We start from the raw sequence: 20,880 nt of genomic DNA, 5'->3' as shown, positions 1-20,880 counted from the left end.
CCTCTCATTATCAGGTTACGGCAAAACCTCTTGCCCGAACAAATGCCAAGGCTATAGATAGATAAAGAAGTGTGAATTAGCGTGAAAATTGTCAGTAATTTATTGACAAATTATCAATGTTAAATTATACAAATTTCAATAATCTTTGCTACACATGAGTACGCCCGTAAGGGCGAACGTAACAGCGCCCCTACGGGCGTACTTCATTTACCTGAAAAACGCTGTATAAGTTAATTAGATTCAGAGCGACGTATAAAGGGCAAAAGGTCTTCTAGAATCGTTTTGTGGTAGTGTTCTTGAGGGTAATGACCGACATTATTAAGTTTGACTAATTCAGCATTTGCCACAGAATCGGCAAATTTTTGTGCTGTGTCTACAGATAACCAAGGGTCAATCATACCCCATTGAATCAGAATTGGCTGTTGCCATTCTTTGAAGCCAGATTCAATTTCTGTCATTGCTTTTTCGAGTTGCAAGTTACGAATACTTGCTAGAAGGGCGCGTCCTACAGACGAAGTTTTCAAAAAAGGTTTTCGATAAACATCTAAATCCTTATCTTCTATACGGTAACGGCTACCACCTTCTAGAGTTCGATCGACTAATAGAGGGTCTTGTGTCATCACTTCACCTGCTAAAGGTAAACCCATTTGTTTAATTTTCCAAGGTAATTTAGCAGCAGTGGAAATTGGTGTATTGAGAATAGCTGTGTTGGCAATTTGTTCTGGGTGACGCAAGGCATATTGTAGTCCTACAGAGCCTAAAAAACCTTGGACAACTAAAGAAAAACGCTCAATTTCTAATGCTTTAATAAATCCTTCTAAAGCTGTAATATATGCATCGGGTGTATAAGCAAAATCTCGTTTTTCTGGTTTTGCAGAAGAACCAGACCCAATCCAATCAGGCGCGATCGCTCTTGTTCCCTGATTTGCTAAAGCTGGTAAAATATTACGCCAACTGTAACTTTGTGAAACTAAACCATGCAGCAAGACTACAGGCAACAAGTCAGTTCTGCCAATTGGTGAAGATTCCCGATAAAACCATTCTAGAGAATCTACTGTGATTTGATGTTCTGTTAAAGACACGCTATTATTTTCCTGGGTTTTGAAGGTCAGCGCCTCATGCAAAAGCGCAAAGATAAAAAGGTATTTTTTATTAAGAATTCCCAGGAATAATCATCTCACGAATTGCACGAGCTGTTGCGGGTGCGAGTAGAACGCCGTTGCGATAGTGTCCGGTAGCGAGGAGGACATTACTAAACCCTGGTAGTCGCTCGATAACTGGTGCTGGTCGTCCTTCGGGGCGGGGACGCAATCCCGACCAAGTGCGGATAACATCTGCTGTAGCTAACTCTGGACAAAATGCGATCGCTTGCTGTCTAACAGACTCTAATAGTTCTAGATTTGGCGGTATTTCATCGCCATTTGTAGGAAATTCCACTGTTGCACCTACCCAGTAGCTTCCACCACCTACAGGGACGATATGAACATCATTACCAGTGATGGCTGGTTGAAAGTCGGGATTGCCTAATGAATGCCTTAAACTTAGTTGCAGTGCTTGCCCCAGTACAGGACGAATATTAAGCGTCTGATTTAACTGGGTGAGTAATGGCGTTGAACCCAGCCCAGCGGCAATTACAATCCAATCTGCGGCAATTTTTCCCTCTGTAGTCTCAACTAAATTACATTTGCCAGGCGTTTCCAAAGTATTTTTTTCAGGCGTTGGCACACCCAGAACAGTCACACCAAATTTGAAAGTTACACCTTTGTCTTGGGCTGCTTCAACTAAAGCTAACGTTAGGGCAGTTGGATCGATTTGACGGTCTTGGGGAGAATAAACAGCGCCGATAATTTTTTCGATATTAATTTGAGGGCAGATATCTTTAAGTTTTGCCGCCTCCCAAATTTCTAACCGCCAACCTTGTGAATGGCGAATTGCCACTAGGTTTTCCCATGCTGCTAAATTATCTTCCTCACTGCAAAGGCTGAGAATTCCCTGGCGATTAAAGGGGATTCGGCGATTTGTTAAAGTTTCCAATTCGGGAATTAAAGTTTCGTAGCGTTGGATGCTAGTTTGTCGCATCTGCCAGGCCTTGCCCTTGATTTTCTGGCTAATTACGCCCATCAAAACGCCAAGCGCTGCCCCTGTAGAAGCTTGTGCGGGTGGCTGACGGTCGAAAATAGTAATTTTTAGCCCTTGGACTTGACTTAGTTCGTAAGCGATCGCCGCCCCAACCACGCCACAACCGATGATAACTACATGACTCATTGCTGTTTTGAGGGGGAGATGAGGGAGTAGGGGGAGATGAGGAAGTAGGGGGAGATGAGGGAGTAGGGGGAGATGAGGGAGTAGGGGGAGATGAGGGAGTAGGGGGAGAAGATAAGAAAGTAAGCGAACAATTATTATTCCCCCTCATCCCCCTCATCCTCCTCATCCTCTTCATCTCCCTCATCCTCCTCATCTCCCTCATCTCCCTCATCCTCTTCTGCCCATCTTAACTTCGTGCCTAACTTGCTTCTGCTTGAGTACTTGTCTCAGGAAGCAGTTGCAGGAATTTGTCAATGTCCTCGAAAGCAGCTTCGTAGTTATCAAAAGCAACTAGAGAGTTGCGATCGAGAGCAGCTTGATTGATTTTAACTAAGTGATTAAACAAATCCTTTGTGATCTTACGTGCTTCGGGTTGCTCCTTGGGCAAAAGATTGGGAATGACATAAGTCATACTCAACCTTGCTTCCGTGATAGGGCCATGTATAAAATTGCTCACAAATATCCAGTCTTTCTTTTGGATCAGGTTTTGCAATTCTTCTGCGCGATCGCGCACAGCCTGAATTTCCGGGGCGTATGTTTGAATTTTCTCCAGTTGCGCTGTTGTATAAGTCGGGGGTGCAACTGCGACGTTAGGGCCGCCACAACTGATGAGGAAGGTGGCCAATAATACCAGAATTAATGAAAAAATCGAGCGTTGACGCGCCATAAACAGAACTTAATTTGTTTGCCGATTACCAGTGTCATTTTAGATCGCTAGGGTAATTTATCGTTCACTCTAGTTTGACTTTTAAACAACTCCCCTGAATGGTAAGTCAGCAATAGAGATTCAATTTTATGTATTAAATAGTACTTTTAACAGTTAAAACCCTTGCTGGGTAAGGATATTGATGAAAAAATCGGCTAAATCATAAAACGCCCAAACCCTTGCTATTAAAGCATTATTTTACTTGAGATGTGTTTGCTTTGAGAGCCAAACCCAGAAACCTAAACTAAATGGGAATTTTTTAATTACGAACTTGTACTGAGCGTAGTCGAAGTATTACGAATTACGAATTACAAATTGGTATGACTTCACTCGATATACTGACAAAATACGCTTAAAAAGCATGAGATTTTTTGTGATTGGGATTACAAATACACTTTTTATCAATGTTAGTTCTTGCACAATCATTTTTTTTTAATATGCAATCTTTTAAAAACAAAAATCTCAGGTAAACTATGAATTTTCTTTTGAGATTATTTTTATTTTTTTGACAATTACTAAAAAAATCCTTAAGCTAAGAGATAGGTCACACTAAATCAAATGAACAACAGTAATTTTGTTAGATAAATTAAAAATAACTGTTGTAGAGTATCAACATGAACAAATGAATTGAACTTAATCATCGACTATAAATATTAGCCTCTCTGAATTTGGCTATTACGAAGTTTACACTTAAACAACCGGATGGCGCTGCGAAAATCTGATTAACAAATTCCGGTTGCGTGTAAATACTCTTAGTCTTGCAAGCGAATCTCAATAATTATTGAGGCTTAACTGAGGAGCGATAGACATGTCCAGGAGAATACAATGCTTGAGTATCTTACATCTTTGAACGACCATAATTTACCTTACCCAGATACGATTCATCCTATCGCTGTCCACTTCGTAATTGCGATGGTGTTGTTTGCATTCTTCTGTGATGTAGTTGGTTATTTTACTGGTAAAACTCATCTTTTTGAAGTGAGTTGGTGGAATATGTGTGTCGCTACGATCTCTATCTTTGTTGCGATTATTCTGGGTCAATTTGAAGCTGGCTTGGCAACACCTTACGACTTAGCTAAACCAGTATTGAATATCCACACACTGATTGGTTGGTCGTTGTCAGGAATTATTGCAGCAATTACAGCATGGCGCTATGTAATTCGTTCTCGCAACCCGCAAAAACTATCAATTTATTATTTGGGAGCGGGGCTACTTTTAATCTTAGTAGTTGGCGTGCAAGTCTACCTCGGAGATGAGCTCGTTTGGGTATATGGATTGCACACAGTGCCAGTTGTAGAAGCGTTAAAAGAGGGTACTTTGCGATGAACTCTGAGCTAATTAATCAGTTGAGCAACATAGGCGCTAACGGACTGCCTTACAAAATTCCCATTCATCCCAACTTAGTCCATCTGACTATAGGTTTGTTTGTTATCGGGCTTACCTTTGATATTGTTGGCGTGCTGTTCCCTTTCCAAAAATGGCTCTTCAAATTTTTAGCGATTTCTGTGGAACGCGATAGCTTCTTTGATGTCGGCTGGTACAACATGCTAGCCGCAACCACCATCACGTTTTTCACGGTAGCAGCAGGCTTTTATGAAATGCTGTTAGCAACACCTCCAGCTGATGTCAGGAGTGCTTGGGGATTGCAGGCAATGGAAACTATGCTTTGGCACGGCATAGGTGGCGTACTAATATTAGCGCTAATTCTCAGCATGACCGTCTGGAGAGGATGGCAACGCTTTATTGGCAGAAAAGATGCAGATAGACAAGTGCATTGGAGCTATCTGCTCTCAGGAGTGGCAATTTTGGCGATTATGTTTTTGCACGGAACTTTAGGGACACAAATGGGTACCGAGTTTGGCATACATACTACTGCCGATAACTTGCTGCAAATGGGCAAAGACATTAACACAGAACTCAAGTAATTAATTTTTGTCAGTTGTTAGTTGTCAGTTGTTCTTTGTTTAATAACCACTGACCACTGACCACTGACCGCTAACTGCTAACCACTAACTATGAACACCCGCAAGACTCTCAATATTTTGACGGTGATTACTGGTGCGATCGCAGTTACTTTCACCAGTCTCTGGATAGGCAAGCAAGCTTATTCCTGGCTGCCTCCACAAGCAGCAGCAGAATCGCACCTGATTGACGATTTGATTAGCTTCTTGGTAACACTCGGTGCATTCATCTTTCTAGGAGTGACTAGCACCTTGATGTATTCTGTAATTTTCCATCGGGCGAAAAAGGATGACTTCAGCGACGGCCCAGCGATTGAAGGAAATGTGGCAATAGAAGTTGTCTGGACAGCCATCCCAATTCTCTTAGTGTTTTGGATTGCGGGTTACAGCTACCAAGTTTACGAGCAAATGGGAATTCAAGGCCCATCTCAGCTAGTTCACTTGCATAATCCGATGGGTATGGAATCGGCTTACGCAGCAACGATGGAGGACGCGGGGACACGGGGACACGGAGACACGGAGAAAGAACTCTCCGCGTCACCTAGTCTCCCCCTCTCCGCGTCAAACTTAGAGCCTGTAGAAAAAATCGACGTACTGGCCAAACAATGGGCATGGGTGTTTCATTATCCTGAAAGAGATGTTACCAGTAGCGAATTGCATTTGCCTAGCGATCGCCGTGTGCGTTTAGTATTGCAATCCGAAGACGTTTTACACGGCTTCTACATTCCAGCATTTCGCCTCAAGCAAGACATTATTCCTAACCATGCGATCGACTTTGAATTCACTCCTATTCGCAGCGGTGAATATCGCCTAACCGACTCTCAATATAGCGGCACATACTTTGCCACCATGCAAGCGAATGTAGTCGTTCAATCTCCAGAAGAGTATCACCAATGGCTAGCCCAAGCTGCAAGCCAAAAACCATCACCAGCAAAAAATCAGGCAGCTTCTGAGTATGCACAAGCATCTACTCAGCCAGTCAAAACTGGTTGGGCTACAGTTGCGCCTGCGGCATCTCCTCTGGTCAATTACCCAGGTTGAAAGGAACTATGACAAATATCCCTATTGAAGGCCTCAGTCTCCCTAGTGAGAAGCCTCACCACGAATCCCCAGGTGACTGGAAGGAATACTTTAGCTTTAGCACTGACCATAAGGTTATTGGTATCCAATACCTTGTTACTTCATTCTTCTTCTTTTTAGTCGGCGGTATCTTTGCGATGGTACTGCGGGGAGAACTGATTACACCCGATGCAGACCTAGTAGATCGTACCGTCTATAACGGTATGTTCACCATGCACGGCACTGTAATGCTGTTCTTGTGGACATTTCCCTCACTAGTTGGTTTTGCCAACTATCTAGTACCCCTGATGATTGGGGCGCGAGATATGGCATTTCCCCGCCTCAATGCCGTCGCCTTTTGGATGGTTCCAGTAGTTGGGATTCTGTTGATGGGCAGTTTCTTTGTCCCTGGCGGCCCAGCTCAAGCCGGCTGGTGGTCTTACCCGCCAGTCAGCCTCCAGAACCCCACAGGTAACTTAATCAATGGACAAGTTATCTGGCTGTTGGCAGTAGCAATATCTGGCGTGTCTTCGATTATGGGGGCAGTCAACTTTGTGACCACCATCGTCAAGATGCGCGCGCCTGGGATGACTTTCTTCCGAATGCCACTGTTTGTTTGGGCAGTATTCAGCGCTCAGATTATCCAACTATTTGGATTACCCGCACTGACCGCAGGTGCAGTCATGCTGCTACTGGATCTCACTGTTGGTACTGGCTTTTTTAACCCAGCCAACGGAGGAAATCCAGTTATGTTCCAGCATTACTTCTGGTTTTACTCCCACCCTGCCGTTTATGTAATTATTTTGCCCGTTTTCGGCATCTTCTCAGAAATCTTCCCAGTTTACTCTCGCAAACCTCTATTTGGCTACAAAGTAGTTGCTATTTCATCACTCTTAATTGCCGTAGTTAGCGCCATTGTTTGGGTACACCACATGTATGTCAGCGGTACTCCTGGCTGGATGCGGTTGATTTTCATGCTGACTACTATGTTTGTGTCTGTGCCCACTGGTATTAAGGTGTTTGCTTGGGTAGCGACTATCTGGGGAGGTAAGTTGCGACTAAATACACCGATGCTGTTTGCCTTGGGTGCATTAGTCATGTTTGTGTTTGCTGGCATCACAGGCATTATGCTTTCTTCTGTGCCAGTTGATGTCCACGTTAACAACACCTACTTTGTAGTCGGTCACTTCCACTATGTCCTCTACGGTACGGTGACGATGGGTTTGTATGCTGCCATCTATCACTGGTTCCCCAAAATGACTGGTAGGATGTACTACGAAGGTTGGGGCAAACTGCATTTCGCTTTAGCCTTTATCGGCACTAACCTTAACTTTTTACCCATGCATCCATTAGGGTTGCAAGGAATGTTACGCCGAGTTGCTTCCTATGCCCCAGAGTACGAATTTTGGAATATTATTGCTAGCCTCGGTGCATTCCTACTAGGAATGTCTACTTTGCCCTTTATTTTCAACATGGTGATTTCTTGGATGCAAGGTGAGAAAGCACCAGATAATCCTTGGCAAGCAATTGGACTAGAGTGGATGGTTTCTTCACCACCCCCAGTAGAAAACTTTGAAGAAATTCCCATCATTATTTCTGAACCCTATGGTTACGGTAAATCTGAACCGTTAACAGCACAAGCTGATAGCAAATTGCATTCAGCAATAGCATTTGACAAATGAGGGAACAGGACACGGGGAAATCTTCCCTCTCCGCGTCCCCCTTTCTTTGCATCTTCCTAGTCTCCAAGGTAAAGGATAATTGCACCAATGGACAGTTATATTGTTTCAGACGATTTGCAGCAACATCTGCACCAGACAGGTGGCGAACACAGCCACGACGAAGAAGGCAATAAGATGTTTGGCTTCATCGTGTTCCTGCTGTCTGAAAGCGTCATTTTTCTAAGTTTTTTTGCAGGATACATCATCTACAAAATAACGACTCCTAACTGGCTACCAGCTGGTGTTTCGGGACTGGAAATTAAAGAACCTGCAATCAATACGGTAATTCTTGTTGCCAGTAGCTTTGTCATTTATTTAGCAGAACGCGAGTTGCAACGCCATAACTTGTGGAAATATCGTTTGTTTCTCTTAGCAACGATGGCGATGGGCAGCTACTTTTTGTTTGGACAGGCTGTTGAATGGAGTCACTTAGCTTTTGGCTTCACCACTGGAACATTCGGAGGTATGTTTTACCTGTTAACAGGTTTCCATGGTTTGCACGTTTTTACGGGAATTCTGTTGCAATTAATTATTTTAGTGCGCTCTTTCATTCCTGGCAACTACGATTCGGGTCACTATGGTGTCAATGCAACTTCTTTGTTTTGGCATTTCGTCGATGTCATTTGGATTGTTTTGTTTATCCTTATTTATGTTTGGCAATAAGGATTAATATTCACAGCAACAAGGCATGGAATAATTATTCCATGCTTTAATTATTTCAACTGGTAATTTTTGTTTTAAAGCCCAATCCCCAGTCACTTAATTTATTCCAATAACCAACCAAATAAATAGCCAACTGTCAGCTTTAATTCACCTGCAAAATCCGGGACTGGAAGTAAAGCATTTGCTTCATCTAAAAAAACGGGCTGTTGATTGCGTATATAGACAATTACGATTTGCTCCTCTGGGTCAATTAACCAGCCCATTTGTGTTTCGTAGTTTAAGCAATGCAAAATATTCTTGGTGACTTTCGTAACCCTTTGGTCAGGCGATAAAATTTCAATTGTCCAATCAGGGGCAGCTAGAAATAAGTTTGCTACACCGCCATTTTCTTTACGAGGAATTCTGTCCCAAGTAAATACGGCTACATCGGGAACAATTGACCTACCACCAAATGTACACCGCAATTCGGGAAATGCTCGTGCAATTTTTTGGGGCTTCAAGACAGTGTTGACAGTGATAATCAATTCGCCTTGGATTGTGCTGTGTTCTCCTTGTGGCATTGGTTTTTGAATAATTTTACCATCAATGTATTCACTGGCGGGTTTGGTTTCTGGGAGCTTAAGAAACTCTGCTAATGTTATGCTTTTTTTTGATGTCTGTAACATTGCGATCGCCTCTTGTAAAAATCTCAATTTTGTGGCTGTTATCAACAACCACGAAGACACAAGGATACAAAGTTTTTTACATTCTTTCTAGTACTTGAATTCCTAGTAAAGATAGTCCTAATTTTAGAGTTCTAGCTGTTAAGTCACAGAGAACTAAGCGAGATGTCCGTAGTGGTTCTTCAGCATTTAAAACTTGAACCCCGCGATCGCGATCGTAAAACTGATTAAACTTTTTACTCAGTTCGTACAAATATTCACATAAACGATGGGGCAATAAGTCTTGCTCTACAGTATTAATAACTTCATCTAGTTGCAGTAAGTATTTTGCTAGTGCCAATTCTGTTTCATGTTGCAACACAACTTTGGCATTGTCGCCCAATTCTTCAAAGCTAATACCACCTTTACGGCTAATACCCTGAATCCGTGCATAAGCATACAGCATATAAGGTGCGGTATTGCCTTTAAGATCCAGCATTTTGTCGTAGCTGAAAATGTAGTTGCTGGTGCGGTTTTGGCTTAAATCGGCATATTTAACTGCACTAATACCAACTACCTCAGCAACTTTATTAATGAATTCTTCAGTTTCTTGACGCTCTTCTTCTTTTAATCTTAGTTCTAAGTCTGTACGGGCACGAGCGATCGCTTCATCTAATAAATCCCGCAATCTTACAGTGTCCCCAGAACGAGTTTTGAATTTCTTACCATCTTCCCCTAATACCAAACCAAAGGGGACATGTACGAGTTCCACATCATCGGGAACCCATCCGGCTTTGCGTGCTACTTTGATAAATTGGGCAAAGTGGTTAGATTGTCCAGCATCTGTTACATAAATTATGCGCTTTGCTTCATCTTGTCGAATCCGGTAGCGTAGAGCTGCTAAATCTGTCGTAGCGTAGTTATAGCCACCATCGGATTTCTGCACAATCAAGGGTAAAGGTTCGCCTTCTCTGTTGGTAAAACCTTCTACGAAAACGCATTTTGCGCCCTGGTTTTCTACTAATAAACCAGATTTTTCTAAATCTTCCACAACTCCTGGAAGTAAAGGATTGTAAAAAGATTCGCCTCGTTCAATCACGCGGACATTAAGTAAGTCATAAATTACTTGAAACTCTTGTCGCGACTGTTCGCAAAGTAATTTCCAAGCATGTAGCGTATCTTCTGCACCTGCTTGCAATCTGACGACTTCTTGCCGCGCCGTTTCTTGAAAAGCTTCATCGGCATCAAACCGCTGTTTGGCTTTGCGGTAAAAGGTAACTAAATCGCCAATATCCAAAGCATTAGCAGTAGTTAGGGCTTCGGGGTAAACTTCTCGTAAGTAGGCGATTAACATCCCAAATTGCGTACCCCAATCACCTACATGATTTAGCCGCAGGACATCATGTCCCTGAAATTCGAGAACGCGGGCGATAGAATCACCAATAATTGTGGAACGCAAATGTCCGACATGCATTTCTTTAGCAATGTTCGGACTGGAAAAATCGACAATTTCCCGCTGTGGTGTTTTTGCTGTTGGCATTCCTAGTCTGGGATCTGGCTGAATGGCGTTCAGTTGTGCTTCTAAGTATGCTGTTTTCAGTTTGAGGTTGATAAAACCTGGCCCGGCTATTTCTGGCGGTTCGCAGATTTCTGATACATCTAGTTTCTCAACTATTGTGGATGCGATCGCTCTTGGTTGCTTTCCTAATTTTTTACTCAGCGATAAAGCAACATTCGCCTGATAATCACCAAATTTAGGATTGCTAGCAGCAACCAAAATCGGATCTACGCCAGCAAAGTCAGCGCCAAAAGCAGCCACCAAAGCCTGCTCAAATTTTAGTTTTAGTTGTTCTTGTGTAGCGTTCATATATAAATGTTATCTGTTTGAGGGAGCTATGGGCTGTCTAATGGTTGGATATTCTCAAAGGCTTGATTATTCTAGCCCTAAAATATAGTTACATAGTTCAACAGAAGACCGTTATGGTACATTACCACCCACTGCACTGTCTTCCTATCTTCGGCAGAACTGCCCGACTCTGAGGATACTCCAGTGGATAACAAACTGTAAAACTGATTCCCAATTTATTGCAATTTTAGCCTTAGCGTGGAGCGATGTCTGCGGCGGGCTACGCCTACGCAAAGTATAGGCATCATTTACGGTGAATGATGCCTACTTGTTGACAAAAATTAAATTATTCCATTTGGAATGCAAAGACGATGAATAGGCTCTTTCTCCCCCAGCTTTAATACCGATGGAATAGTTATTTACTTGGAAGTCCCTTAGAAGCCGTTTTTGAGTCTGCGGTAGATTTTAACCGAGTAATGGTGGCTTTACGAATGCGATCGCTTGTGCGTACCCCGCCTATCATCTCGTATTCCCGGCTATCTTTGCCATACTTAAACACTACACCACTGACTAAGCGTTCTGAAGTTTTCCGAATGGTCTTTTCAAGGGTTTTCATTTCTGCCTTTGCCGAGTCCAGGGCAGTTAGCATCATATTATACTGGTCAAGCTGATTGCGGAGTTGCCCTGTTAACTGGGTTAAATGGTTTAAACTGATGGAATCACCAAAGTCAAGGTTAGAATCAATCGATTTAAATCCGATTACTTTCTGTTCGGTTTTTTCTAGCACAGTAGAGGTTTTTTTCTTGCGTGTCATCAGTGTACACCTTTTACTAAACTTATCTTTCCAGGATGTCTCAATAGGACAATTTAGTGGTTCAGTAAAACTTGCGAAATCAAGTGTTTTTTATAATAAGATTGGATTGCTATCCCAGTAATTACACGATGCCAGACAACAAATCATTGAGAATCAATTTGTGTTGTGAACGAATCGATTTGTGTTGTGAACGAATTGACTTGTGTTGTGGACGAATCGATTTGTGTTGTGGACGAATCGATTTGTGTTGTGAACGAATTGACTTGTGTTGTGAACAAATTGACTTGTGTTGTGAATGAATTGACTTGTGTTGTGGACGAATGGTTAGAGAGACGCGATAAATCGCCGTCTCTACAAGTAAAAATGGCGATTTATCGCGTTTTTAGGATCTATAATTTTCGTCTAATAACCTTAACCGAACCGTGTTGCTATTTATCCTTAGAACGGTGATGTGTGGGTAACAGGCTCTTTTTTTGTTTTTCTTGCAAATTGCTGGCTTGTTTGAGGACTGGGATACACTGGTTAATCATCCACATTAAAACCTCGATTGGTGAGTCTCTTTGCTGAAGGCGGTTTTCGGCATTTACGCCAATTAAGATTGTTTGCAGGATTAGTAAGAAAGCGTAGGCGTAGCCCGTCGTAGACATCGCTTTTTGACTTGCACTCTTACCAGTTTTTTTAGCTGACATCTGAATTCACCTTGTTTTTGGGTTTACAAGGTCAATTATTTTTTTGGGTATTTCCCCAGACACATCCCCCACGCAACGTCTATAATGCTTGTATCGTCAGCTTTTGCGGCTTGGGGAAGCTGGTTTGTTTGGGTAATTCAAAATTATTTCAGACTGATGTCAAGAAATATTCGTGGAGATGAATCAGTTTTAGAAAATGTACTCAGTCTGGTAGAAGCATTGCTGCAACTGTCGCAAGAGCAAGACTGCGAGTCAAAACTTCCACTTTGCGTTGTCTGGAATGCTGATAAGCTGCAAATTACCGGATATGAAATCCAAAAGACAACAGGAAACAGAAGCAAAACATCTGAAGTTGGTACAAAGAAGGAATATTTACTCAAACAGATTAAAGATGCTGGTAAAAGTTTAAAACTTCCCCGAAAAAAAGCAGAATCTAACCTTTCTCAGAAAGAAAGAGAATTGCAAGAGCTTCAAACTGCACTCAACTGGTTATGGAATTTGGGACTGCGAGAACCGCAAAAAGCCGCGAATAATCAAGGTTATTGGAAATTTACCCTGACGCTAAAATATCAGACAGCGACGATAAAAGAAAATCTGGAGGTGGTTAAGCAGAAGTGGAAGGAATACCACCAAAAGACAAATTTAAGAGAAACATCCCAGCAACAAACAACAGATAATAGCTTCCATTGGCAAAAAACCTGCCGCGCTATGCTCCAAAAGCACAAGCGTCTCACCACAAATGAGTTGCTGTTTGCTGATGAAGAGATGAAATTTGAGCTAGACGAAATTCATGTTCCTTTAGCATTGGTGGAGCGTAACAAACAGAAGAAGTGCAGCAAGGATATTTCCCCAGAACAAGGTTCGCGGCTTTACGAACCGAGTTATGAAGAGAAGCAGCGATTTGAACATCAGGCTTTTTTAAAGCAAGTTATCGGTGATGGTGTTGGTAAAACTCAAGGACACCGCATCGCTTTAATTGGGGAACCGGGTGCGGGAAAAACTACTCAGTTGCAAACTATAGCTTTAAGGTTTACCAGAAACTAAAGCCGGACTTTATCAGCAGTTTGTGGAAGAGTTTTACAAGTGGAAAGAAAACCGCTTCCCTACCACCGAACAGCAGCAAGAGGAATTAAATGCAGCTTTGGGACGTTTGGCGAAACGGGCAATTGAGCGAGAAACGTCACGGTTTCGGCTAACACATAAGTTTGTGCGTGAGGAATTAGGCGATCCAAAACAGCCAAATTCTTTATTTTGGTTAGCGTTAAAGTTGGGATGGCTAAATGAAGTTGGACTGGCTGCGGAATCAGCAACGAAAGAGAAAGTTTACGCTTTCTACCATCCCACATTTGAGGAATATTTTGCAGCGTTAGTGGTTGATGATTGGCACGAGTTTCTAAATCATGTTCCTGACAACCCCGCGCTAGGCGTTTATCGTATTTTTGTACCGCAGTGGAAAGAGGTGATTTTGCTGTGGCTGGGACGTGAGGATGTGGGGAAGGAGGAGAAGGAAGAGTTTATTCAGGCGTTGATAGAATTTGATGATGGGTGCGGAGAATACAGAGCTATTGATACAGTCACAAGGGGATTTTACGAGTTTCGCGCTTATTTACTAGCTGCTGCGGGGGTTGATGAGTGGAAAAATTCTTGCAACGCAGATGCTATTGTGGCGGAAATAGTTAAATGGCGTTTTGGCGAGTTTAAGGTTGAACAAAACGAGTGGGCGAGATTTCTCGAACCAATCGCAGAGGGAGCAAAGACAGCACTACCTCAGACAAATCGCATAAAAGTGATTGATGCTTTGGTGGAGTTAATCGGCAAACCACAACTTGATGATTCTGTCCGAACGTCAGCGGCAGAAAGCTTAGAGAAAATTCTGTTAGAGGAACAGATGCCGAATGTTATCACTGTGTTGAACAATTACTTATCACCTGAAACTTACAAAAATGACTTTGAGCGATTTAATAATTGCTACAGAATTATCTGGGAGTGCGCCCAAAGTATGCCCTACCCAGATTTTTATCAAGCTTGGCATCAACAAGAGAAAGTGAAAGATGGAGAGTAGGAAAGAAAAATACTTCCTCCAGCCAAAACATAAGGGAAATGTGTAAGCAGCGATGACCTTGAAAAATCAACCTTTATACAAACGCGATAAATCGGGTGTCAATACGGTTGGGTTTTTGAGACGCGATAAATCGCCGTCTCTACAAGCATTTTGGTGTGTCCGATATTTCCGCAATCCAGGAAATGCGTAGGCGTAGCCCGTCGCAGACATCGCCCCTAATAAAATAGATATTGTAAACAGAACGGAAATGCGATCAAAAAAGCGATCGCCTCTTGTAGAGACGCGATGAATCGCGTCTTTATTTCCAACATTTACATAGTGAAAATAATTCCGAATTTTTTGGGTTGGCAATTACATCAATGCAAAGCAATAATTGCATAAATTTTCGTATCAATCAAAGATGTAATTATGAATAATGACGCTCCTCAACCACAAAATAGCGAACCTAAATACAAAAGTAAATATCGAATTGATTCAACACGCTTGCCAGCATGGAATTATGCTAGTGATGGGGGATATTTCGTTACTATTTGTACAGACGGTAAAAAATACTTTTTTGGTGAGGTTGTAGAGGGTGAAATGCAACTATCAGCAATTGGAGAAATTGCTCAGAAATTTTGGTACGAGATTCCTAATAATTTTTCTAATTGCCATATAGATGCGTTCTGCGTCATGCCTAATCATATTCATGGAATTTTGATTATTAATCAAATACAGGGAGACGCGATTCCAAAACAAGAAGAAAACGCAATAAATCGCGTCTCTACAAAAGCGGGTGGTGAACGGGGTGGGGTGACTGGACTATTTAACCCAATGTTGTCCAAAAATTCTCTTTCTAAAATTGTTAGATGGTACAAAGGACGATGTAAATTTGAAATTAATCAAATTTATCAAGGTTTTGGATGGCAAGAAAGGTTTCATGACAACATAATTCGTGATAAATTTGCCCTCGATCGAATTAGACAATATATTATCAATAACCCAATGAATTGGGAACGCGATCGCGAACAACCACCCCATTCCCCCTTGTAGAGACGCAATGAATCGCGTCTTCTTGTATTTGAATCGCGTCTTCTTGTGTTTGATTATTTTTATTTTCCTAACCTCCAACCGTTGAAGAACAATTTACCTAGGTTTAAACTGAATTTGAGTAAAGTGTGGTTGCGATGTCTGACAAAAAGCCTTGGAATTGTCTCGCTACCGCAATAATGTAATCAAACTCAGCAGGTATGACAATGAAGTGGCGTGTAATTCTTGAACCAGATTCAGAAACAGGTGATTGGGTCGTTTGGTGTCCTGAGTTACCAGGTTGCGTCTCAGCAGGAGAAACAGAGCAAGAGGCTTTAGAAAATATTCGTGAAGCGATGTCTAACGACAAGCCGCTTTGCGTCTACGCACTTTATCTTGAGCCTGACTCGATTGAACTAGCGCCAGGGTCTGTTACACGCGAGGTTTCTGTGGGATGAGCCGCACCCCACGGATGAATGCCGATGAAGTTAAGAACATTTTGCAACGTTACGGGTTTAAGCTAGTCTCTCAAAAAGGTAGTCATCGCAAATGGCGAAATATTGAGCGACAGCTTCAAAGTAATTGTGCCGTATCATAAAGGTCGCGATTTACCCATAGGAACGCTACGTAACATTATGCTGGGAGTAGATATCCCAGAGTTTGAATGGAAAGCTTAAATCTCAAGCGATCGCACAATATTAAACTTTGGACAAAGAAGCTGTAAATCATACCATCGCAATAAGCCACAATTTTTATAGGCAAAAACACAGGTACAGTCAGAATGGATATTAAAAATGGCTTCGTTGGCACAGTTGGTAACACACCCCTGATTCGCTTGAACAGCTTCAGTGAAGAAACTGGGTGTGAAATCCTTGCTAAAGCAGAATTTCTCAATCCTGGCGGTTCAGTCAAAGACCGCGCTGCACTTTATATTATCGAAGACGCGGAAGAAAAAGGTTTACTCAAACCCGGTGGCACTGTTGTAGAAGGAACTGCTGGGAATACTGGCATTGGTTTAGCACATATTTGCAATGCCAAAGGCTACAAATGCTTGATCGTTATTCCCGACACTCAGTCACAAGAAAAAATAGATGCATTAACAGCATTAGGAGCAGAAGTTCGTCCCGTTCCTGCCGTACCTTACAAAGATCCAAACAACTATGTCAAGCTGTCTGGCAGAGTAGCTGCTGAGTTAGAAAACGCCATTTGGGCGAATCAGTTTGATAACTTAGCCAACCGTCGCGCCCATTACGAAACCACAGGCCCAGAAATCTGGGCGCAGACAGATGGTAAAATTGATGCATGGACAACTGCAACAGGTACTGGTGGTACTTTTGCTGGTGTAGCTTTGTACCTAAAAGAACAAAATCCGGCGATTAAATGCGTTGTTGCTGACCCACTGGGTAGTGGACTTTATAGCTATGTCAAAACTGGTGAAATCAAAATAGAAGGAAACTCTATCACCGAAGGTATTGGTAACAGTCGCATCACAGCCAATATGGAAGGCGCACCCGCTGATGATGCCATCCAAATAGATGACAAAGAAGCTTTGCGGGTCGTTTACCAACTACTGCAAAAAGATGGGCTATTAATGGGCGGTTCTACTGGTATTAATGTTGCGGCAGCTGTTGCCCTAGCTAAACAATTAGGGCCAGGACACACCATTGTCACAATTCTATGTGATAGTGGTTCCCGCTATCAGTCGCGGATATTTAACCGCGAATGGCTGGCCTCCAAAGGACTATCAGTAGATTAGTCAATTGTCGTAGAGACGCGATTAATCGCGTCTCTACAATAGTCAGTTATAATTTATCTCCCCCTGCCCTCTTCTGTGCCTCTACCTGTTCATTAAAAAATGACTGACGTAACTCAATCATCAAACTTCCCCAAAACAGACCAACCCTCTTTTACTAGATGTGTGCGGGTGTGCCAAAACCGCACTTGTAAAAAGCAAGGTGCAGCAAAGGTATTAGCGGCTTTTGCCGCTTTGCCGATTCCTGGTGTGACAATCATGGCTAGCAGTTGCTTGGGACAATGTGGCAATGGGCCGATGGTTTTAGTGTTACCTGAGATGGTTTGGTATAACCGCGTTCTACCTGAAGAAGTACCTCTATTGGTAGAACATCACTTAATAGATGGTCAAAGGGTTAAAAATATGCTCTACCATCGTTTTCACCCCCAGGGATGAAGTTAATTAAAGAAGAATGCAGAATTCAGAATTCAGAATCAATAAATAAGGATTTATACCCACATATTAATCCCCTAATTGTATAGAATTCATACTGAATTCTGACTGCCTCCTCCTGAATTCTTTATCGTTAAAAATATACAGGTTTGCACTATTATTCACTGAAGTGAGGCATCCGATGGACATTCAGCAGCTACGACAATCTTTGAAACTGAAGTGGCTGAGTTACTACGAGCAAAATCGTACTTGGTTGGTCAAAATGCGAATTTGGGACACCTATGATGGATTGCGCCGTCCTTTGTCTGGTTTTATTTTGGCAACTCTATCTGCTTTAGAGCCAGAGTTTGATGAAATACTTGGTTTTATTCTAGAGCTAAATAATAATCCCGATCGCATCATTGCAGCTTTAGGCCTCAACTTCGATCCCGATGAAGAATTACATTTAATAAAATTAGAGGATTCTTTGACCGCCGACCAAGTTGAAAGTGAGTCTCTAAAAGAGGAATATTGGCAGGATAAGCCTGTACCATCATTTGCTGTTACTAAATACCAATCTTCAACAAAGCAGTTAGATTCAGGACAGCAGCCAACCGAAATCAGACGGAGTTATCAACCTGTAGTATCATTTGCAGCTACGACTGAAGTTACTCGCACACATCAGCCCGTACCAGCGATCGCAGTCGCAACTAAGATAGCTCCCCAATCTCTTGAAAGAATGCCTAACTCTAGTAAACTACCAGCTGCTATTCTACGGCAAAAACTAGTGCGATCGTCCCTAGAAATTACCACTGAGGTTCCTGTCACAGCGAAAACGCTGCCATCACCATCATTGGCTAGCGAAATTTCTAGCAATGGCAAAAAATTATCACTGCTCGTCACAAAAGAAATTCAAGGCAACGGCAATGCAAAAATACAAACATTAAACATTTCCAAAAAAGCGGATCTATCTTCTAGTACTAATGCCCGTACTTTAGCTTCTTGGGTAGATGAATTTTGTCAAGGTAGTAAATGGAATCAAGAAGAAACTATAGCAATCCCATATGAGTTGTCGCTCCAAGTTAAAAGTTAAAAGTCAAAATGTGGTTGTTGACTGCTGACTGTTGACTGTTAACACTCAGCGGTCAACAGTCAACTTTGGTCAATGTGCAATTTAAAAGCCTAACAGCTTAAAGTTAATCATGTGACTTAAAATATTAATGCGTTTTTTAGGCAGCAATAGTTACTTTGTAGCCAACAGCTTTTAATGCCAAGGAAAAATATGGTTAAACGCATCCTCATAAGTGGTATCAGTCGAGGTCTTGGTTATGCTATGACTGAGCAATTTATTCGGGAAGGACATACTATTTTAGGCTGCGCTCGTTCAGAAGTTGCGGTAGAAAAACTACGCCAAAAGTTTGGTTCGTCCCACGATTTTGCTGTCATAGATGTAGCGAATGAGCAGCAAGTAAAAACCTGGGCGGAGCGTTTACTCAGCCAATACGAACCACCTGATTTGTTGGTTAATAACGCGGCAATTATTAATTACCCAGCACCTCTGTGGCAGATTTCTGCTGAGGAGTTTTCACAGTTGATAGATATTAACATTAAAGGAGTTTTTCATTTAATTCGCCACTTTGTCCCGGCAATGATAGAAAAGAAACGAGGCATCATTGTTAACTTTAGTTCCGGCTGGGGACGTTCTACTTCTCCTGATGTTGCACCTTATTGTGCTTCTAAATGGGCAATTGAAGGATTAACTCGTTCTTTAGCTCAAGAATTACCTGCTGGTATGGCTGCGATTCCTCTCAATCCTGGAATCATTCATACTGATATGTTAAAAAGATGCTTTGGAGAAGAAGCCGCTGCTTACACGCCTATTTCCGAGTGGGTAAAGAAAGCAGTTCCCTTCATACTTCAATTGCAACCCCAAGATAACGGTATGCCGTTGACTGTCCCGCAATAAGGCAGGGGAGCAGGGGGAGCAAGAATAACAACTGACTCTTGTAGAGACGCGATTAATCGCGTCTCTACGGCAAATGTTAATCGTGTCTCTACGACAACTGCTAACGATATAGCCAAACCCGGAGTAGTGAAAGTAGTTGTTCGGTATCTACGGGTTTAGTAATATAGTCAGAAGCTCCAGCTTCGATACACTTTTCACGATCGCCTGGCATTGCTTTGGCTGTTAAGGCAATAATTGGCAGCGACCGGAATTGCTGTTGCTGGCGAATTGCACGGGTGGTTTCGTAACCATCCATTTCTGGCATCATGATGTCCATTAACACAGCATTCGTGTCAGGATTGGCTTGCAACATTTCAATGCCGTCTTTGCCGTTTTCGGCAAACAGCACTTGCATTTGATACCCTTCTAAGAAACTAGTAAGGGCAAAAATATTTCGCAAGTCATCATCCACAATCAAAATTTTGCGATGAGTTAGCACGGGATCGGTTTGGTGCAGTTGCTCTAGCATCTGACGCTTAGGTTTGGGCAACTTAGACTGCACCCGATGTAAAAACAAAGCAGTTTCATCTAACAAACGCTCTGGCGATCGCACATTTTTGATGATGATACTTTCTGCCAACCGCCTCAGTTGAGTTTCTTCCTGTCGAGTTAATTCTTTGCCAGTGTAAACGACGATTGGCAGTTTTAAGAAGCTGGGTTCTTGTTTGATGCGCTCGATCAATTCCAGCCCGCTCATATCAGGTAAACCTAAATCCAGCACGATACAATCAAATCGCTGAGATTTCAAAATCCGCAGTGCTTCTGCTCCTGTACCCACTGCTGTACTTTGGACATCGCCATTGCCAATGAGTTCAATAATACTTTGGGCTTGCACGGGGTCATCTTCTATTACTAAAAGATTTTTGACCTTACGCTCTATAAAGTCTGTAATTTCACTGAATACTTCAGTCAGCGCTTCGGGAGATACGGGTTTTTGCAAGTAGGTGACTGCTCCTAGCTGTAAACCTCGTTGTTCTCTGTCGTCAACAGAAAATATATGTACGGGAATATGTCTAGTTTCCGCATTGTGCTTGAGACGATCTAGGATTGTCCAACCATCCATCTCTGGCATATGGATATCTAGAGTAATTGCATCGGGTTTAAACTGTTGTGCGAGGGCCAAACCTTGTTTACTCTGGAGAGCAACTATCACTTTAAAGCCCTGTTGCCGTGCCATATCTAGTAATATCCGGGCAAATTTATCATCATCATCAACGATCAGTAAGACGCGATCGCC

The 20,880-nt window shown here is 42.3% G+C and carries 23 protein-coding genes; 14 read left to right on the top strand and 9 right to left on the bottom strand.

All coding sequences use genetic code 11. The features are described 5' to 3' along the window. Positions 1-230 precede the first annotated feature (230 nt). The 3 genes from I8752_RS33845 to psbQ all read right to left on the bottom strand — a co-directional run bounded on the left by I8752_RS33845 (position 231) and on the right by psbQ (position 2,971). Entirely contained in the window at positions 231-1,082 is an 852-nt protein-coding gene (locus I8752_RS33845) for an alpha/beta fold hydrolase (RefSeq protein WP_214436542.1), read from the bottom strand. Positions 1,083-1,152: 70 nt separating this feature from the next. Then, positions 1,153-2,265 (bottom strand): NAD(P)/FAD-dependent oxidoreductase, encoded by a 1,113-nt coding sequence (locus I8752_RS33840; RefSeq protein ID WP_214436541.1) that lies wholly within the window; start codon positions 2,263-2,265, stop codon positions 1,153-1,155. Between the two features lie 238 nt (positions 2,266-2,503). Continuing rightward, positions 2,504-2,971 (bottom strand): photosystem II protein PsbQ, encoded by a 468-nt coding sequence (gene psbQ / locus I8752_RS33835; protein WP_214436540.1) that lies wholly within the window; start codon positions 2,969-2,971, stop codon positions 2,504-2,506. Positions 2,972-3,835: 864 nt separating this feature from the next. On the opposite strand from psbQ, the gene I8752_RS33830 reads away from it, so the two are divergent. The 5 genes from I8752_RS33830 to I8752_RS33810 all read left to right on the top strand — a co-directional run bounded on the left by I8752_RS33830 (position 3,836) and on the right by I8752_RS33810 (position 8,414). Beyond that, the gene (locus I8752_RS33830; protein ID WP_214436539.1) at positions 3,836-4,336 is read left to right on the top strand and encodes a DUF2231 domain-containing protein; all 501 of its coding nucleotides are present in this window, start codon (positions 3,836-3,838) and stop codon (positions 4,334-4,336) included. Then, the gene (locus I8752_RS33825) at positions 4,333-4,935 is read left to right on the top strand and encodes a DUF2231 domain-containing protein (protein ID WP_214436538.1); all 603 of its coding nucleotides are present in this window, start codon (positions 4,333-4,335) and stop codon (positions 4,933-4,935) included. Before I8752_RS33830 ends, I8752_RS33825 begins: the two co-directional genes overlap by 4 nt. 90 nt (positions 4,936-5,025) lie before the next feature. Beyond that, positions 5,026-6,012 carry a cytochrome c oxidase subunit II gene (locus tag I8752_RS33820; protein ID WP_214436537.1) on the top strand — a complete coding sequence of 329 codons (987 nt, stop codon included), beginning with the start codon at positions 5,026-5,028 and terminating at the stop codon, positions 6,010-6,012. 8 nt (positions 6,013-6,020) lie between these two features. Then, complete coding sequence (gene ctaD / locus I8752_RS33815; RefSeq protein WP_214436536.1) at positions 6,021-7,712, top strand: cytochrome c oxidase subunit I; 1,692 nt, start codon at positions 6,021-6,023, stop codon at positions 7,710-7,712. An 87-nt stretch (positions 7,713-7,799) separates the two neighbouring features. Next, positions 7,800-8,414 carry a cytochrome c oxidase subunit 3 gene (locus tag I8752_RS33810; RefSeq protein ID WP_214436535.1) on the top strand — a complete coding sequence of 205 codons (615 nt, stop codon included), beginning with the start codon at positions 7,800-7,802 and terminating at the stop codon, positions 8,412-8,414. A 101-nt stretch (positions 8,415-8,515) separates the two neighbouring features. Here the strand turns inward: I8752_RS33810 and I8752_RS33805 are convergent, their stop codons facing one another. The 4 genes from I8752_RS33805 to I8752_RS33790 all read right to left on the bottom strand — a co-directional run bounded on the left by I8752_RS33805 (position 8,516) and on the right by I8752_RS33790 (position 12,404). Then, the gene (locus I8752_RS33805; protein ID WP_214436551.1) at positions 8,516-9,079 is read right to left on the bottom strand and encodes a Uma2 family endonuclease; all 564 of its coding nucleotides are present in this window, start codon (positions 9,077-9,079) and stop codon (positions 8,516-8,518) included. A gap of 76 nt (positions 9,080-9,155) precedes the next feature. Next, positions 9,156-10,922, bottom strand: a complete 1,767-nt coding sequence (gene argS / locus I8752_RS33800; protein ID WP_214436534.1) for an arginine--tRNA ligase — start codon at positions 10,920-10,922, stop codon at positions 9,156-9,158. A 394-nt stretch (positions 10,923-11,316) separates the two neighbouring features. After that, positions 11,317-11,715 (bottom strand): hypothetical protein, encoded by a 399-nt coding sequence (locus I8752_RS33795; protein ID WP_214436533.1) that lies wholly within the window; start codon positions 11,713-11,715, stop codon positions 11,317-11,319. Between the two features lie 428 nt (positions 11,716-12,143). Next, entirely contained in the window at positions 12,144-12,404 is a 261-nt protein-coding gene (locus I8752_RS33790) for a hypothetical protein (RefSeq protein WP_214436532.1), read from the bottom strand. 84 nt (positions 12,405-12,488) lie between these two features. Between I8752_RS33790 and I8752_RS37805 the strand changes: the two genes are divergently transcribed. Next, entirely contained in the window at positions 12,489-13,448 is a 960-nt protein-coding gene (locus I8752_RS37805) for a hypothetical protein (protein ID WP_225896072.1), read from the top strand. A gap of 22 nt (positions 13,449-13,470) precedes the next feature. Next, the gene (locus I8752_RS37800; protein ID WP_225896071.1) at positions 13,471-14,466 is read left to right on the top strand and encodes an NACHT domain-containing protein; all 996 of its coding nucleotides are present in this window, start codon (positions 13,471-13,473) and stop codon (positions 14,464-14,466) included. A gap of 66 nt (positions 14,467-14,532) precedes the next feature. Here the strand turns inward: I8752_RS37800 and I8752_RS33780 are convergent, their stop codons facing one another. Next, entirely contained in the window at positions 14,533-14,817 is a 285-nt protein-coding gene (locus tag I8752_RS33780; protein WP_214436531.1) for a hypothetical protein, read from the bottom strand. Positions 14,818-14,874: 57 nt separating this feature from the next. Between I8752_RS33780 and I8752_RS33775 the strand changes: the two genes are divergently transcribed. The 7 genes from I8752_RS33775 (at position 14,875) to I8752_RS33745 (ending at position 19,604) form a co-directional block, all read left to right on the top strand. After that, entirely contained in the window at positions 14,875-15,498 is a 624-nt protein-coding gene (locus tag I8752_RS33775) for a transposase (protein ID WP_214436530.1), read from the top strand. A 203-nt stretch (positions 15,499-15,701) separates the two neighbouring features. Next, positions 15,702-15,932, top strand: coding sequence for a type II toxin-antitoxin system HicB family antitoxin (locus I8752_RS33770; RefSeq protein ID WP_214436529.1), 231 nt, complete (start codon positions 15,702-15,704; stop codon positions 15,930-15,932). Beyond that, entirely contained in the window at positions 15,929-16,072 is a 144-nt protein-coding gene (locus I8752_RS37795; RefSeq protein WP_225896070.1) for a type II toxin-antitoxin system HicA family toxin, read from the top strand. Before I8752_RS33770 ends, I8752_RS37795 begins: the two co-directional genes overlap by 4 nt. Before the next feature lie 183 nt (positions 16,073-16,255). Then, on the top strand, positions 16,256-17,230 hold the full coding sequence (locus tag I8752_RS33760) for a cysteine synthase A (RefSeq protein ID WP_214436528.1): 975 nt from the start codon (positions 16,256-16,258) through the stop codon (positions 17,228-17,230). A gap of 99 nt (positions 17,231-17,329) precedes the next feature. Beyond that, positions 17,330-17,662, top strand: coding sequence for a (2Fe-2S) ferredoxin domain-containing protein (locus I8752_RS33755; protein ID WP_214436527.1), 333 nt, complete (start codon positions 17,330-17,332; stop codon positions 17,660-17,662). A gap of 178 nt (positions 17,663-17,840) precedes the next feature. Then, entirely contained in the window at positions 17,841-18,731 is an 891-nt protein-coding gene (locus tag I8752_RS33750; protein ID WP_214436526.1) for a DUF5331 domain-containing protein, read from the top strand. A gap of 189 nt (positions 18,732-18,920) precedes the next feature. Next, positions 18,921-19,604, top strand: a complete 684-nt coding sequence (locus I8752_RS33745; protein WP_214436525.1) for an SDR family oxidoreductase — start codon at positions 18,921-18,923, stop codon at positions 19,602-19,604. Positions 19,605-19,704: 100 nt separating this feature from the next. On the opposite strand, the gene I8752_RS38920 is transcribed toward I8752_RS33745, so the two are convergent. Beyond that, positions 19,705-20,820 carry a response regulator gene (locus I8752_RS38920; protein WP_404827140.1) on the bottom strand — a complete coding sequence of 372 codons (1,116 nt, stop codon included), beginning with the start codon at positions 20,818-20,820 and terminating at the stop codon, positions 19,705-19,707. Between the last annotated feature and the right edge of the window lie 60 nt (positions 20,821-20,880).

The organism is Dendronalium phyllosphericum CENA369 (assembly GCF_016056275.1).
Lineage (GTDB): Bacteria > Cyanobacteriota > Cyanobacteriia > Cyanobacteriales > Nostocaceae > Dendronalium > Dendronalium phyllosphericum.
The sequence above is the reverse complement of the archived record's forward strand: the minus strand, read 5'-3'. Positions and strand labels throughout refer to the sequence as shown.

Coding starts and splice junctions, on each gene's coding strand:
- I8752_RS33840 (WP_214436541.1), bottom strand. CDS start 2,265: ATGAGTCATGTAGTTATCATCGGTTGTGGCGTGGTTGGGGCGGCGATC.
- psbQ (WP_214436540.1), bottom strand. CDS start 2,971: ATGGCGCGTCAACGCTCGATTTTTTCATTAATTCTGGTATTATTGGCC.
- I8752_RS33830 (WP_214436539.1), top strand. CDS start 3,836: ATGCTTGAGTATCTTACATCTTTGAACGACCATAATTTACCTTACCCA.
- I8752_RS33825 (WP_214436538.1), top strand. CDS start 4,333: ATGAACTCTGAGCTAATTAATCAGTTGAGCAACATAGGCGCTAACGGA.
- I8752_RS33820 (WP_214436537.1), top strand. CDS start 5,026: ATGAACACCCGCAAGACTCTCAATATTTTGACGGTGATTACTGGTGCG.
- ctaD (WP_214436536.1), top strand. CDS start 6,021: ATGACAAATATCCCTATTGAAGGCCTCAGTCTCCCTAGTGAGAAGCCT.
- I8752_RS33810 (WP_214436535.1), top strand. CDS start 7,800: ATGGACAGTTATATTGTTTCAGACGATTTGCAGCAACATCTGCACCAG.
- I8752_RS33805 (WP_214436551.1), bottom strand. CDS start 9,079: ATGTTACAGACATCAAAAAAAAGCATAACATTAGCAGAGTTTCTTAAG.
- argS (WP_214436534.1), bottom strand. CDS start 10,922: ATGAACGCTACACAAGAACAACTAAAACTAAAATTTGAGCAGGCTTTG.
- I8752_RS33795 (WP_214436533.1), bottom strand. CDS start 11,715: ATGACACGCAAGAAAAAAACCTCTACTGTGCTAGAAAAAACCGAACAG.
- I8752_RS33790 (WP_214436532.1), bottom strand. CDS start 12,404: ATGTCAGCTAAAAAAACTGGTAAGAGTGCAAGTCAAAAAGCGATGTCT.
- I8752_RS37805 (WP_225896072.1), top strand. CDS start 12,489: ATGCTTGTATCGTCAGCTTTTGCGGCTTGGGGAAGCTGGTTTGTTTGG.
- I8752_RS33775 (WP_214436530.1), top strand. CDS start 14,875: ATGAATAATGACGCTCCTCAACCACAAAATAGCGAACCTAAATACAAA.
- I8752_RS33770 (WP_214436529.1), top strand. CDS start 15,702: ATGAAGTGGCGTGTAATTCTTGAACCAGATTCAGAAACAGGTGATTGG.
- I8752_RS37795 (WP_225896070.1), top strand. CDS start 15,929: ATGAGCCGCACCCCACGGATGAATGCCGATGAAGTTAAGAACATTTTG.
- I8752_RS33760 (WP_214436528.1), top strand. CDS start 16,256: ATGGATATTAAAAATGGCTTCGTTGGCACAGTTGGTAACACACCCCTG.
- I8752_RS33755 (WP_214436527.1), top strand. CDS start 17,330: ATGACTGACGTAACTCAATCATCAAACTTCCCCAAAACAGACCAACCC.
- I8752_RS33750 (WP_214436526.1), top strand. CDS start 17,841: ATGGACATTCAGCAGCTACGACAATCTTTGAAACTGAAGTGGCTGAGT.
- I8752_RS33745 (WP_214436525.1), top strand. CDS start 18,921: ATGGTTAAACGCATCCTCATAAGTGGTATCAGTCGAGGTCTTGGTTAT.
- I8752_RS38920 (WP_404827140.1), bottom strand. CDS start 20,820: ATGGCACGGCAACAGGGCTTTAAAGTGATAGTTGCTCTCCAGAGTAAA.